Source organism: Erwinia aphidicola, assembly GCF_024169515.1.
GTDB lineage: Bacteria > Pseudomonadota > Gammaproteobacteria > Enterobacterales > Enterobacteriaceae > Erwinia > Erwinia aphidicola.
In genome coordinates this window covers 599,031-611,462 of the sequence record NZ_JAMKCQ010000001.1, presented here as the reverse complement: position 1 = coordinate 611,462, position 12,432 = coordinate 599,031, and the positions used below count along the sequence as shown (strand labels likewise).

The window sequence follows — 12,432 nt, the reverse complement described above, 5'->3', positions numbered from 1 at the left end:
ATGTCACTGGATAAAAAAACCTATGTCACCCGACCGCTGATGCCGCCGCTGGCCGAGTTTATTCCGTATCTGGAGCAGATCTGGGATAACCGGGTATTAACCAACAACGGTCCACATCATCAGCAGCTTGAAAGCGCGCTGGCAGATCACCTCGGTGTAGAGCATATCAGCCTGTTTTCCAACGGTACTATTGCCCTGCTGACCGCGTTGCAGGCACTGCGCATAACCGGCGAGGTGATCACTACACCCTACTCATTTATTGCTACCGCCCATTCGCTGCTGTGGAATGGCCTGACGCCGGTATTTGTCGATACCGAAGCGGGCGGGTTTAATATGGATGCGGAAAAAATTGAGCAGGCGATCACCGCCAACACCACGGCGATCATGCCGGTGCACTGCTACGGCATTCCCTGCAACAGCGCGCGCATTCAGCAGATCGCTGACCTGTATGGCCTGAAGGTGATTTATGATGCCGCCCACGCCTTTGGCGTACGGCATAACTCGCGCAGCGTGCTGCTGGAGGGCGATCTGTCGGTGCTGAGTTTCCACGCTACCAAGGTGTTCAACACCATTGAAGGGGGGCAATTATCAGCCACAGCGCCAGCATGAAGCGGCGTATTGACCTGTTAAAAAACTTTGGTATTGCTGATGAGACCACCGTGGTGGCGGCGGGGATTAATGGCAAAATGAACGAGTTGCAGGCGGCTTATGGCTTGCTGCAGCTGGAGCATATCGAACATGCGATCGGCCAGCGCGCGGCGCTGGATGCCACCTACCGTCAGGGGCTGGCCGGAGTGAAGGGCATTCACATCCCCCCGCTGCCGCAAAACGTGGCCTGGAACTATGCGTATTTTCCCCTGGTGGTCGAAGCTGAATATGGGTTAGGCCGCGATGCGCTCTACGAGGCGTTGATTGCGCAGAATATTATCCCACGCCGCTACTTCTATCCGCTGATCAGCAGCTTCCATATCTACCGTCACTCGGCCGGGGCCAATCCTGAAAATCTGCCGAATGCGCACCGGGCTGCCGATCGCGTGATTTGCCTGCCGCTCTATCCGGGGCTGGAGCAGGATGTTATTGAGGTTATTATCGGTATCATCAGAGGCTATGCGGCGAAAGACACGGCGGCATAGTCGTAGCGCGCCAGAACTATCGGGCTGGCGCGGTAATGAATTTTTCCAGCGTCAGCGGGTTACGCTTGCGCTCCTTGATCTTTCTGGCGGGGGAACCGGCATAAATTGTCCACTCCTCACAATCCTTGGTGACGAGGGAATTGGCGCCGATCGCGCTGCCATCGGCAAGAAAGCAGCCGGGCATGATGCTGGCCTGTGAGCCAACAATGGCATGGCGGCCAATGACGATGGGTGCGGAAGTTACGTTGGTAAGGTGCGACGGAACCATAGGGTTAGTCATAAACTCTCCGCTGTAGTCGTCACTTTTGGTATACAGCCTGACGCCGTGCGACAGACAGGAGAAATCGCGCATTACGATCCCCGCACTGGCAAGCAGGGTGCAGTGACTGCCGATATGAACGTAACTACCCAGCGTTAAATACCCCTCTCCAGGCGCAATGATGGTGGTAAAGCCATCAATTCTGACATTGTCACCCAGGCTAATATTACCTGGCCCGACGATGGTGCAGTTTTTCGCCACCCGCACATTTTCCCCTGCCGACTTGAAGCCGATCTCCCTTAACTGCGCACCGCTGTAATACCCTGGATTCAACCTTTCCATCGCTGTTCTCATCAGTGTCCGATTGGCAGGTATTTTAAGCGATATGTGCCCCGACCTTTAGCGCGTAAAGCGGGCAGGAATGGAGCCAATTAGCGGTGATACCCCCGATCGTCAGTTAACACAGAGCGTACGCGGTGTGGTTTCGCTGCCTGTCGCGATGGCTGAACCGTTCAACAGATAGAGCCAGGTAGTGCTTTTTTCACCGGGTTTAATATGGGGGAAAACGTACTGTAAGACCTGTTGATCGCTGCTTTGATCGCCCAGCTTGCGGCTCTGCTCCAGCACCGTGCTGTGCAGGCGATTCTGTCTCAGATGTGCCTTGATAGTCACTTCACGCAGCACCGTTACCGCCCGCATTGACGGCATTCCACTGGTGTAGTGTTGAATGGTGCCGTTATACACGATACGCACCTGCGACAACCCTTCACGGTAGGAGTGATAAACACCACGGGCAACGGTCCAGTGGTTATTGTCATCAATTGCATAATAAGATTCCGGCGCCACGCAGCTATCTTTCAAAGGATAAAACATCACGTCTTTCACCCAGAAGAACAGCACGACCAGCAGAAAGCTCCCGGCAGACCACAGCAGGGGGGAGGATTTAACGTTTGGTGAAGTAATACGACTCACAATTATTCTCCGAGGCTCGCAGCGGGATGGAGCAGGCAATCAGCCCCAGGTGACGGGGGGAATGGCCAAGGGTGATGTAGAGGAAGCGCGCTTTCTCCTCATAGGGCCCATAACCGCTGGCGTAAAGTGCATAGAGCTGTAGCGTTTGGACTACCGTTTTTTGTTGTGCGGCTGACAGCTCCCCCTGCGGAACCCATACTTCAGTCTCGGGCGGTATCGCCTCCCCGTGCCAGCGAATAAAGTCGGTGCGCTGTGGCACGACTTTGAAATACCCGCTGATAAGGAACACCGCCAGGCAGCCCAGTAACCCTCCAACGGCACAGGCTAACAGACGGCGTGGCCACACGGCCGTTTTTTCTCCCGATGCGGGCGCGGCCATGGGCGGCAGTGGCGGTGGGGCATCTGCTGGCGGGATGGGTGGAGTGGCCTGGGGAGTAATGACCTTTGCGGGGGGCGCAGCGGGAACCACCACCGCCTCTTTATTGACGATCAGGCGATAGCCGCTGCGGGTAACCGCAACCAGCTGGATGCGATCGTCAACCTTCAGCGCCCCCAGCGCGCGGCGGATTTTGGTGATCATCACGCGGACGCTGTTTTCGGTGACTTCGACCCCGGCGTTGCGCCAGCCGATATCCATCAGCTGTTCGTAGGACAGGACGTTCTCTTTCTCCTCCACCAGGGCTTGCAGGCAGCGGCAGGCAGAAGCAGGCAGCGTAACGCTGTTCCCATCTTTAGTGTTCGACAGCGTGCGGGTACGCCGGTCGAGTTTTAGCGAGGTGCCAATGGCGATGGTGTTATGCATAAGAGTAGCGAATCTTCTTTAAGAGTTATTATATTTAGTGAGCTATTGATTTAATTGAATGTATTAGGATTTTTCCTAGTTAGTGAAAGAAGCGCCAGGCCTGAAACGGTTGCTGTATTTAGCATTGTTAATGTTTTAATAACGGTGGAAGGGCAGCTTCTTTCTGTTAATTTATTAATTTCACGGCGTATTATGCACCACATAGGGCAAAAAGTCGCGATGGTTGCCAGGGTTAATAATCTTGTAAATGTTTGTTAATTAGTAAATGGACATTGAATATTCTGCTATGAGCGAAGGAGATTTAACTTTGTTAATAGTGGTAAACAGGCATGAAGGAGAAAGTGGGAGGGGTGAAGCATTCAGTTTATTAATGGTACTTCGTGCACGCATAAAAAAACCCTCCCCGGGGGGAGGGCAACAGCCCAAAATTGACAGGATGGGCCGGAAACTTAACGCGAATTAACGCAGCAGCTGAAGCACGTTCTGTGGAACCTGGTTCGCCTGGGACAGCACAGTGATACCGGCTGACTGCAGGATGTTGGCACGGCTCATGGCAGACACTTCAGAAGAGAAGTCCGCATCCAGGATACGTGATTTCGATTCGGTCATGTTATTCACGGTGGTGTTCAGGTTGCTGATGATCGAGTTGAAACGGTTCTGCACCGCACCCAGACCAGAGCGGAAGCTGTCAACCTGTGCCAGGGCAGCATCCATGGTCGCCAGAACGCCGGCGCCCCCATGCAGCTCTTCCATTTTTTGCAGATCTTTCACGCTCATATCAGCGGCTTTCACTGCAGTGAAGCCCGCGCCGGTATCATCCAGCGTGACTTCTGCACCAATCTGGCTGCCATCGGCAGCAGTGCTCACCGCATAATAAGTCATATTGCCCGACTTATCTTCCAGACCGATCAGCTGGGTGTTGTCCGCTGTTGCGGTGCCACCGAGCGCTGCAACGACAGCATCCAGATCGGTGGCTTCCAGGGTGTGAGTACCGCCGCTGGCCAGAGTGATCTCTTTACCCACTGCGTAATCGCGTGCTTTACCTTCCAGGGCGCTAACGCCGTTTTTCAGGATATCGGAGTCGACATTGGAAAGCGTTTCTCCTGCTGTAACGGTAGCCATCTGGCCAATCACTTCATCGGCAGCACCCGGAGCGGTTTCAGGTGCACCTAATCCATCCGCGGTCATGGTGATTTGAGTTGCCACATCTTTATCTAAATCGTAGGCGTAGTACTGAGTTCCGCCCTTACCATCGTCGACGCTGAAAAGCTCAACTCTTGCTGCGCTAGCGGCACCAACTTCAGTTGCAATTTTACCCATTGCAGCCGCATTAAGCTTAAATCCGGTTGGGCTCTCAGGATTGCCGATATCAGCAGTTGCGGCGACAGCATTGCCTGCAGCGCTCAGCGTTGGTTTGACGTACTTGCTCTCCAGCGCGCTCACCACCGTATACTTATCCAGACCCAGTTTCTCCAGGTCCATGGCTGGCAGGTCGATACCGATGGTCTGGCCATCTTTCGCGCCAATCTGAATCTGCAGAGAAGAGGTGGAGCCGTCCAGCACGTTCACGCCGTTGAACTCGGTGTCTTTGGCGATACGGCCGATTTCAGCAAGACGCGCGGTGACTTCTTCCTGGATGGATTTTTTATCAGATTCTGAGTTGGTGCCGTTCAGTGCCTGCTCGGACAGACGACGAATGTTCAGCAGGTTGTCGTTGATCTCGTTCAGCGCGCCTTCAGTGGTCTGCGCCAGGGAGATACCGTCGTTGGCGTTACGTGCCGCCTGAGTCATGCCTTCAATGTTGGCAGTGAAGCGGTTGGTGATAGCCTGACCCGCTGCATCGTCTTTGGCGCTGTTAATACGCAGGCCGGAAGAGAGACGCTGGATAGCGGTACCCAGAGAAGCCTGTGATTTGTTCAGGTTAGTCTGAGCCATCAGGCTCAGTGAGTTGGTGTTAATGACCTGGGCCATATTTAAATCCTCATAAATGGGTTGGGCTAAATTAAGTGCTATTAACTTATGCGTCGTACGTTGTTGCGCATAACTAAGCTATCGGTGTGAATTAAAAATGACTGAAATTTTTTTTGCGAAAAAGTTCAAATCCTCTAATTAGCTTCATGGTTGAGGCTAATTATCGGCTTTGGTTAAGTGGCTTTCCTTTATACGCCATTCAAAGCGCAGAACAGATGGCACCTGTGTCAGATAAGGGATGAGGCTGTTGTCGCCAGAACTGTAAAAAATTAAACTAAAGTGAAAAATATCCGATGGCTATTTATGTGATAACAAATTAACCCTACGAGCAGGAGAGTAGAATGGCCGGGTTTGCAATTCCAGGACTGGGTTCTGGTGGGACCATTGATTTTGCCGATATGCTTGAGCAGATTAAAAAAGCCGAGCAGTCGAAACTGGATCCGTATACCAAAAAGAAAACCGGATTTAATAATCAGGTGTCCTCCTGGGGGAAAATCTCCAGTTCGCTGTCGGCGCTGAACGAAAATCTGAAAAAGATTGGCGACGATGGTTTCCACGGCGTGACCGTCGGCACCAATAAAGCGTTTAAAGCTACCGCCACTTCCGGCGCGCAGCCGGACAGCTATGAAGTCTACGTTGAGCAGCTGGCGCGTGCGCACAAAATTGGTACCGGGGCGCAGAGCAGCCGCACGGACAATCTTGGCGATCAAAGTTTGGATAAGCGCACGCTGAAGATCAGCGTCGGTGACGGGGAGCCAATGGAGATTGAGCTGGCGAAGGATCAAACCTCGCTGGAACAGATTGCCAAAAAAATTAATCAGGAAAAAGGCGATGTCACTGCCTCAGTGCGCCCGACCGAGGACGGCAAATTTACCCTGGTAATGACCTCGAAGAAAACCGGGGATGAAGGCCAGATCAAAGTCGAAGTCGAAGGGGACAATAAACTGGGTGATGTGCTGAACTTTGACCCGGCAGCCGCTAAGCCACCCGCAGGCAAAATGGATACCACGGTTGAAGCACAGAATGCCATTGTGGTGATTGATGGCGTCAAGCTCACCCGCAGCAGCAACACCATTACCGACGCGATCGACGGCATCACGCTGGAGCTGCAGCAGGTCTCTGAAAAAGACAAAGATGACCCGATGAAATTTGTCTATGAAAACCTCTCGGTGACCAGCGATACCAGCAAGTTCAAAGGCGCCATCGAAGAGTTTGTGAAGCTGTATAACGCCTTCCTGTCTGAGTCGAGCAGCGCCAGTGCGTGGAAACCACCCGCAGAGGGTAAAGAGGGTGAACCGAATGCGGGCAACGGCGCGCTGATGGGCAACAGTACGCTGCGCCGCCTGACGGCGGATATGCGTGAAGTGGCGGTGGGCAGCAACAGTGAGCTGAGCGATGTGTTTGCTTCGCTGGCTAAACTGGGTATCGAGGTGAAAACCGAAGATGCCGCTACCGGCAAGCTGACCATTGACAGTAAAAAGCTGGAGGCAGCAGTTAAGGAAAACCCGGCAGAAATCGAAGCCCTGTTCCTCGGTAAAGGCACCAGCGCAGGGATTGCCGACAAGATGCAGGACATTATTAAAACCTACATCGGTGACGCGGATGCTATCCCGAAAGTCAAAGGGGTGATCGAGCAGATCACCAAAGGGCTGCAGAATCAAACGTCCCAGGTCAGCGACCGCATTCAGCAGATGGAAAAGATGATCGATGCCGTGGTCGAGCGTAACCGTAAAGACTTTGAGCGCCTCGATCTGGCGATGAGCAAGATGAACAACATGAGCAATCAGCTGCAATCGATGCTGGCCGGGCTTTAACTTTTAACGCCGGGCATCGCGCGATGCCCGGCAGGAAACGATGACTATGTATAGCAGGACAGGCCAGAGCGCCTATGCGCAGGTATCGCTTGAAAGCCAGCTGACCGGGGCAACGCCGCATCAGCTGATCACCATGCTGCTGGAGGGCGCGGTAAACGCCATGGTGCGGGCAAAAATCTATTTTGAACAGGGAAATATCGCCAGGAGAGGCGAGATGATCTCACGGGCAATTAATATTATCGATAACGGCCTGCGCTGCGCGCTGAACCATGAGGTTGGCGGCAAAATCAGCGAAGAGCTGGAGAGTCTGTACGAGTATGTTTCGCGTAATCTGCTGCTGATAAATCTCAATAAGGCACCGGAAGAGTTACCGCATCTGATTGAGATTATGACCACCATCTCAACCACCTGGAAAGAGATTGAGCCGGCGAAAAAGCAGGTGACTTATGGATAAGAAAACGCTGACTTCAGGGCTGGAGCAGGCAGCACTGCTGAATATCACCATGCTGGAACTGACCCGCCAGGGAAAATGGGATGAGTTTATTGATTCGATGACGGAATACGCCTCGCTGCTCAGTGCCGCCATGGCCTGTGACCATGACCACCTTAGTGATGAAGAGCAAATTGCCGTGCGTGTAGTTATCAATAATCTGATGGAAAATGAAGAACTGATGATGCAACGGATGCGCTCACGTCTCGACACCCTGCGTAGCGAAATGACCACGTTGAATAAAGGTAAAGCGGCCAGCAGTGCGTACGCCGCGCCTTTCACCTCCCTTACGCGTTAATTCCCTGCTGTTACCGCTGCTGCAGCGATCTATATTGTTGTGGCAGTGCGTATTTGATCCATTTCAGACAAAAAAAAGCCAGCGGCGCGCTGGCGAATAGTCACAAGGTAAATGCTAAAGGGATGTTCAGACGCTGATGTTATAGGCGCGCGCGGTTGGCGCACTGTGGGATTCACCCGCAGCGCCGTAAATATTATTACCGTTGACGCTATCCACCACTTTCTTCAGCTGCTGATTTTTTTTCATATGGATATTCAGCAGCTCTTCAACTTTGCCGTTCAGATCTTTGGTTGCCTGGATCTGTTCGGTAACCTGCTGCCAGCAGCTAAATAATTTACCCTGCTGACGATAGGGGGCGGCAATGTTACGCTCGGCTTCTTCCCGACGACGCAGCTCGTCGTAATACTGAATGGTCGACAGCAGCTGGCTTTTATTGTCCGTTAATACCTGGAGTGAAACAGGATTAATTTGGGGGCGATTCAGCTGATTGACTTCCTCAATCATGATCGCCTCCAGCTCGCTCAACGACGTTTTCATTTGTGACAATATCGGATACAGCTTGTCCATGTCTTAACGGGCTCAGTGTTTAATTAAATTGAAAGATATCCATGACCAGCGAACGGGCAATCGTTTCCGGTTCAATGGGCAGCTCGCCGGCGTCCAGGGCGGCACGTACCGCAGCAACACGCGCATAGTCGATGTCACCGTGGGTGTCCGCTTTCATCTGCTGGGTCAGCGCGCTCAGCTTCACGTCGGTTTTGTCATCGCCGCTCGCCTGCACGCGCGCGCTTTCTGCTTCCTGCTGAGGATGACGAATGCGCATATCCTGAGTGGCAGCAATGGCGTTAACGGCGGCAGCGGGGGGGGTACGGTCAATGCTCATGGTGAATCTCGCCTGGTAAAGGGAAAAAGTGACTGCTTATAACCTTCTCATCGGTGATTGCGCGAGAAACTAAAATTATTCTTGCAGAAAAATCACCACCTGGCCGTCAGCGGTCACTTTACCGCTGACGGTCTGCCCGGAACGGGTCTGCACTTTCAGCATATCGTCTACCGCGGCGTTAGCCAGCGCCTTGCCCGCGCTGCGAATACGAAAGCCTTTTCCCTGCGCCACAATATCCACCGTCTGCCCATTGCGCAGCCGCCAGTGCTGGCGCAGCTGATTCTGACGCAGCGGGCTGCCCGCCGCAATGGCGCGCGTGGTTGTCTGACCGATGATCTCTGCGGCATCAAAAATGATCCCGTCGGGCTGGTGCTCAAGGCTGCCGGTGAACGGCTCAATATCACCCGCTGAAACCCGGCTGCCCGCTGCCAGGCGGTTTTTTGCCAGCCACCAGGTTCCCTGCGCCTTCACCTGAATCGTCAGGTAGTGGCGCCGCGCGCCACACTTTGCCACCACGCTGCGCCGCCCGACCAGGCGGCGCTCATTCCCCGCCAGGGTCATCACCGGTTCGGCACAGAGTGCAGACAGCTGCCTCGCCGGGCTTAACAGCGTCGCGACCTGCACCAGATTGCTGTTCTCACCCACTGGCCGACCCTGGTTGAGCAGGCCGTTGATCCTGGTCAGCAGGCGCTGCTCGCTGGCAGGCAGCGCCTGGGTGCTGGCATCCAGCGAGGTGCTGAGGCACAGCGTCAGCAGCAGAAAAGATGAACGGAAAAGCATAATAATAAAGTGCCCTGGTTGCCGGGTATAAATAAGGCCAACTCAATGGTTGATGATTAAATTATAAACCAGCTGCTGCGGATGTTATTGCGCTAAATACCGACAGTTTTGCCGCCAATTGAATGAGTTATTATTTAATATGTCTCGCAGGGGAATTTAACCCGCTAAAAGCGGTTATTTCTGTCAGTTCTTTGCAGTGTAATATTTGAACTACGCTGGCTAAAATATGACGGTTAAATTTTCAGGCGCGAGGCCTAACTTCGATGATCAATAAACTTGATGATGCGTTTCGCTTTCAGCAGGAGGCGTTGAGTTTACTCTCGCGTCGGCAGGAAGTGCTGGCATCAAATATTGCTAATGCCGATACGCCCGGCTATATGGCGCGCGATATCGATTTTTCACAACAGTTAAAAAACACGCTGGCGAATCAGTCACTGGCGAAATCACCGGTGTCACTGTCATTAACCTCTCATCGCCATATTGAGGCGCAGGACAAGGTTTTTGACGATGCCAGTTTGCTGTACCGCATTCCGGATCAACCCAGTGCTGACGGTAATACCGTCGATATGGACCGCGAGCGTATCAGCTTTGCCGATAACAGCGTGAAATATCAGTCGAGCCTGACCTTCCTCGGTGCGGATATTAAAAAAATGATGAGCGTCCTCGCTTAGGGAGAATCATAAAAATGTCGTTATTTAGCGTTTTTGATATTTCAGGCTCGGCAATGACTGCCCAGTCAAAACGACTGAACGTCAGCGCCAGCAATATGGCCAACGCCGACAGCGTGGCCGGGCCGGACGGGCAGCCGTATCGTGCCCGTCAGGTCACTTTTGAGGTGGATACCCATGCCGGAGGCGATATCGGTGGGGTAAAAATCGGTGAAGTGGTGGAGAGCACCGCGCCGGATCGGCTGGTGTATGAGCCGGGCAATCCGCTGGCGGACCCGCAGGGCTACGTGCGCATGCCGAACGTCAATGTGGTGAATGAAATGGTCAACACGCTCTCCGCCTCCCGCAGCTATCAGGCCAATGTCGAAGTGATGAACTCAGCAAAGTCGTTGATGTTGAAAACATTATCACTCGGCCAGTAAGGATAATTTATGGCAGTTTCTTCCGTAAACAATAACAGCAATAACGGTGTTGGCACCGGCAGCAGCGCTGCCGACCTCACCAACAGCTTTATGACGCTGCTGGTGGCACAGATGCAGAACCAGGACCCGACTAACCCGATGGACAATAACCAGCTGACTTCCCAGCTGGCACAGTTCAACACCGCTGCCGGGGTTGAGAGCCTGAATAAATCGCTTAATACCGTGGGCGGGCTGCTGGTCAATATGCAGCAAATGAGCTCGGCATCCTGGGTTGGCCGCGAAGTCATGGTTGAGGGCGATCAGAAAGTGACCTGGGGGGGAGTGGATACCGCCAGTGACGAAAAACCGCTGAGCTTTGCCCTCGGGGGGGAAGCAGAGAAGGTCACCGTGACGCTGACCGATGCAGCAGGTAAGGCCTATACCGCCGAGCTGAAAGGGTCGAAGACGAAAGCGGGTATTAACGAGTTCAGCCTCGACGACCTGGAGAACTTCAAACCGTCTGAGCCAGAAGCAGACATGGAATACACCGTGACCTATAGCGCCAGCGCGGCCGAGGGCCAGGCGCCTGAGATCGTTGGTTTGGTTGCCGAGAAGATTGAAGCGGTCTCCTTCGGAGCACAGGGCGCGGTGTTGCATCTGGCTAAGGGCAAAACCACGACGTTAAGCGAGATCTTCGTTATTCGTTAACTACTCACTTCACTTTCTGGAATTTTACTATGAGCTTTTCACAAGGCCTGAGCGGCCTCAATGCGGCATCGCGCGCGCTGGACTCGGTGGGTAACAACATTGCCAACTCACAAACCTATGGGTTTAAAGCGGGTTCAGTCTCCTTCGCCGATATCTTCGCCGGTGCACAGGGCATGGGCGTGCAGGTAGCCGGTACCAGCCAGAACTTCAACGATGGCGGTTTAACCGGCACCGGGCGTAATCTCGATCTCGGCATCAGCGGCAACGGTTTTTTCCGCCTGATGGATGAAGCAGGGCAGGCGTACTACAGCCGTAACGGCCAGTTCGATACCGATGTTAATGGCTACATCACTAACATGAGTAATGGCCTGCGCCTGACCGGCTATCAGGCCACCGGCACGCCACCGGCGATTCAACCGGGCGCGGGCGTGGGGCCGATTCAGATTAATAAGACCGGTATGCCGCCAGTGGCATCCACCAGCGGCAAACTGACCGGCAACCTGAAATCAGGTGAAGAGATTGTCACTAAAACCCCGTTCAATCCGAAAGATGGCGATACCTACAGCTATTCCAGCCAGGTTGAAGCCTATGACAGCCAGGGTAACCGCCACACGGTCGATATCTACTATGTCAAAACCGCGGATAACAAGTGGACGGCATACAGCAACGACTCTTCAGCCCCTGCTGGTGGCGGTACTCCCTATGAAAAGCTGGATATCGAATTTGATAGCAACGGAAAAATGGTCACCGATCCTGCCAGCCTGGCGGTGAAAGGTGCCGCTTTCAACGGCGCAGCACCGCTCAGTATGACCCTCGACCTTTCAGGACTGACGCAGAACTCGGGTGAGAATGCGATGGATCCTGCCACCATCGATGGCCACGCGCCGGGCAAATACGTCAACTTCCAGATCGGCGATAACGGCGAAATCGTTGCCAACTATGACAATGGTGAAAAACAGCTGATTGCCCAGGTGGTACTGGCAAACTTCACCAACCCGGGCGGGCTGCAGCAGAACGGCAATAACACCTGGGTCGAATCACCGCAGTCCGGCCCTTCCGTGGTCGGCATCGCCGGTACCGGCAGCTTCGGTAAGCTGACCGGAGGGGCGCTGGAAAGCTCCAACGTCGATCTCGGCGCTGAAATGGTCAACATGATCGTCTATCAGCGCAACTACCAGTCCAACTCTCAGACCATCAAAACCCAGTCTGAGCTGTTGCAGACCCTGGTTAACCTGCGATAACGGCGGCAGTTA

Annotated in this window: 14 protein-coding genes and 1 pseudogene; 8 read left to right on the top strand and 7 right to left on the bottom strand. The window is 53.7% G+C overall.

The features are described from left to right. Window positions 1-1,133 (top strand): annotated as a pseudogene (locus tag J2Y91_RS02720) (DegT/DnrJ/EryC1/StrS family aminotransferase). Between the two features lie 16 nt (window positions 1,134-1,149). Here J2Y91_RS02720 and J2Y91_RS02715 read toward each other — a convergent pair. From J2Y91_RS02715 to J2Y91_RS02700, 4 genes are all read right to left on the bottom strand, one after another. Beyond that, entirely contained in the window at window positions 1,150-1,734 is a 585-nt protein-coding gene (locus J2Y91_RS02715; protein ID WP_253537158.1) for an acyltransferase, read from the bottom strand. 111 nt (window positions 1,735-1,845) lie between these two features. Then, complete coding sequence (locus J2Y91_RS02710; RefSeq protein WP_253537155.1) at window positions 1,846-2,364, bottom strand: hypothetical protein; 519 nt, start codon at window positions 2,362-2,364, stop codon at window positions 1,846-1,848. Next, complete coding sequence (locus J2Y91_RS02705) at window positions 2,336-3,166, bottom strand: winged helix-turn-helix domain-containing protein (protein ID WP_253537152.1); 831 nt, start codon at window positions 3,164-3,166, stop codon at window positions 2,336-2,338. The genes J2Y91_RS02710 and J2Y91_RS02705 overlap by 29 nt, the downstream gene beginning before the upstream one ends. Window positions 3,167-3,625: 459 nt before the next feature. After that, on the bottom strand, window positions 3,626-5,137 hold the full coding sequence (locus J2Y91_RS02700; protein WP_253537149.1) for a flagellin N-terminal helical domain-containing protein: 1,512 nt from the start codon (window positions 5,135-5,137) through the stop codon (window positions 3,626-3,628). A gap of 341 nt (window positions 5,138-5,478) precedes the next feature. Here J2Y91_RS02700 and fliD point away from each other — a divergent pair, with 341 nt between their 5' ends. The 3 genes from fliD to J2Y91_RS02685 are packed head-to-tail and all read left to right on the top strand — an operon-like array spanning window position 5,479 to window position 7,739. Beyond that, a complete protein-coding gene (fliD, locus tag J2Y91_RS02695) occupies window positions 5,479-6,951 on the top strand; it encodes a flagellar filament capping protein FliD (RefSeq protein WP_253537146.1) in 1,473 nt (490 codons plus the stop codon). 46 nt (window positions 6,952-6,997) lie between these two features. Continuing rightward, on the top strand, window positions 6,998-7,405 hold the full coding sequence (gene fliS, locus J2Y91_RS02690; protein WP_253537142.1) for a flagellar export chaperone FliS: 408 nt from the start codon (window positions 6,998-7,000) through the stop codon (window positions 7,403-7,405). After that, on the top strand, window positions 7,398-7,739 hold the full coding sequence (locus J2Y91_RS02685; protein ID WP_253537138.1) for a flagellar protein FliT: 342 nt from the start codon (window positions 7,398-7,400) through the stop codon (window positions 7,737-7,739). The genes fliS and J2Y91_RS02685 overlap by 8 nt, the downstream gene beginning before the upstream one ends. A gap of 126 nt (window positions 7,740-7,865) precedes the next feature. Here J2Y91_RS02685 and J2Y91_RS02680 read toward each other — a convergent pair whose 3' ends face one another. From J2Y91_RS02680 to flgA, 3 genes are all read right to left on the bottom strand, one after another. After that, on the bottom strand, window positions 7,866-8,306 hold the full coding sequence (locus J2Y91_RS02680) for a flagella synthesis protein FlgN (protein WP_301291986.1): 441 nt from the start codon (window positions 8,304-8,306) through the stop codon (window positions 7,866-7,868). Window positions 8,307-8,325: 19 nt separating this feature from the next. Further along, entirely contained in the window at window positions 8,326-8,622 is a 297-nt protein-coding gene (flgM, locus tag J2Y91_RS02675; RefSeq protein WP_133622954.1) for a flagellar biosynthesis anti-sigma factor FlgM, read from the bottom strand. A 75-nt stretch (window positions 8,623-8,697) separates the two neighbouring features. Next, on the bottom strand, window positions 8,698-9,402 hold the full coding sequence (flgA, locus tag J2Y91_RS02670; protein ID WP_253537132.1) for a flagellar basal body P-ring formation chaperone FlgA: 705 nt from the start codon (window positions 9,400-9,402) through the stop codon (window positions 8,698-8,700). 263 nt (window positions 9,403-9,665) lie between these two features. Here flgA and flgB point away from each other — a divergent pair, with 263 nt between their 5' ends. The 4 genes from flgB to flgE are packed head-to-tail and all read left to right on the top strand — an operon-like array spanning window position 9,666 to window position 12,420. After that, window positions 9,666-10,073, top strand: a complete 408-nt coding sequence (gene flgB / locus J2Y91_RS02665; protein ID WP_253537129.1) for a flagellar basal body rod protein FlgB — start codon at window positions 9,666-9,668, stop codon at window positions 10,071-10,073. 14 nt (window positions 10,074-10,087) lie between these two features. Then, window positions 10,088-10,492, top strand: coding sequence for a flagellar basal body rod protein FlgC (flgC, locus tag J2Y91_RS02660; protein WP_133622957.1), 405 nt, complete (start codon window positions 10,088-10,090; stop codon window positions 10,490-10,492). A gap of 9 nt (window positions 10,493-10,501) precedes the next feature. Then, window positions 10,502-11,179, top strand: a complete 678-nt coding sequence (locus tag J2Y91_RS02655) for a flagellar hook assembly protein FlgD (RefSeq protein ID WP_099754309.1) — start codon at window positions 10,502-10,504, stop codon at window positions 11,177-11,179. Window positions 11,180-11,208: 29 nt separating this feature from the next. Further along, window positions 11,209-12,420, top strand: a complete 1,212-nt coding sequence (gene flgE / locus J2Y91_RS02650) for a flagellar hook protein FlgE (protein ID WP_253537126.1) — start codon at window positions 11,209-11,211, stop codon at window positions 12,418-12,420. Window positions 12,421-12,432: the final 12 nt, after the last annotated feature.

Excerpts from the sequence above, each read along its gene's own strand:
- flgE (WP_253537126.1), top strand. The coding sequence starts at position 11,209 with ATGAGCTTTTCACAAGGCCTGAGCGGCCTCAATGCGGCATCGCGCGCG.
- flgC (WP_133622957.1), top strand. The coding sequence starts at position 10,088 with ATGTCGTTATTTAGCGTTTTTGATATTTCAGGCTCGGCAATGACTGCC.
- flgA (WP_253537132.1), bottom strand. The coding sequence starts at position 9,402 with ATGCTTTTCCGTTCATCTTTTCTGCTGCTGACGCTGTGCCTCAGCACC.
- J2Y91_RS02655 (WP_099754309.1), top strand. The coding sequence starts at position 10,502 with ATGGCAGTTTCTTCCGTAAACAATAACAGCAATAACGGTGTTGGCACC.
- fliS (WP_253537142.1), top strand. The coding sequence starts at position 6,998 with ATGTATAGCAGGACAGGCCAGAGCGCCTATGCGCAGGTATCGCTTGAA.
- J2Y91_RS02680 (WP_301291986.1), bottom strand. The coding sequence starts at position 8,306 with ATGGACAAGCTGTATCCGATATTGTCACAAATGAAAACGTCGTTGAGC.
- J2Y91_RS02705 (WP_253537152.1), bottom strand. The coding sequence starts at position 3,166 with ATGCATAACACCATCGCCATTGGCACCTCGCTAAAACTCGACCGGCGT.
- fliD (WP_253537146.1), top strand. The coding sequence starts at position 5,479 with ATGGCCGGGTTTGCAATTCCAGGACTGGGTTCTGGTGGGACCATTGAT.
- flgB (WP_253537129.1), top strand. The coding sequence starts at position 9,666 with ATGATCAATAAACTTGATGATGCGTTTCGCTTTCAGCAGGAGGCGTTG.
- J2Y91_RS02685 (WP_253537138.1), top strand. The coding sequence starts at position 7,398 with ATGGATAAGAAAACGCTGACTTCAGGGCTGGAGCAGGCAGCACTGCTG.
- J2Y91_RS02715 (WP_253537158.1), bottom strand. The coding sequence starts at position 1,734 with ATGGAAAGGTTGAATCCAGGGTATTACAGCGGTGCGCAGTTAAGGGAG.
- J2Y91_RS02700 (WP_253537149.1), bottom strand. The coding sequence starts at position 5,137 with ATGGCCCAGGTCATTAACACCAACTCACTGAGCCTGATGGCTCAGACT.
- flgM (WP_133622954.1), bottom strand. The coding sequence starts at position 8,622 with ATGAGCATTGACCGTACCCCCCCCGCTGCCGCCGTTAACGCCATTGCT.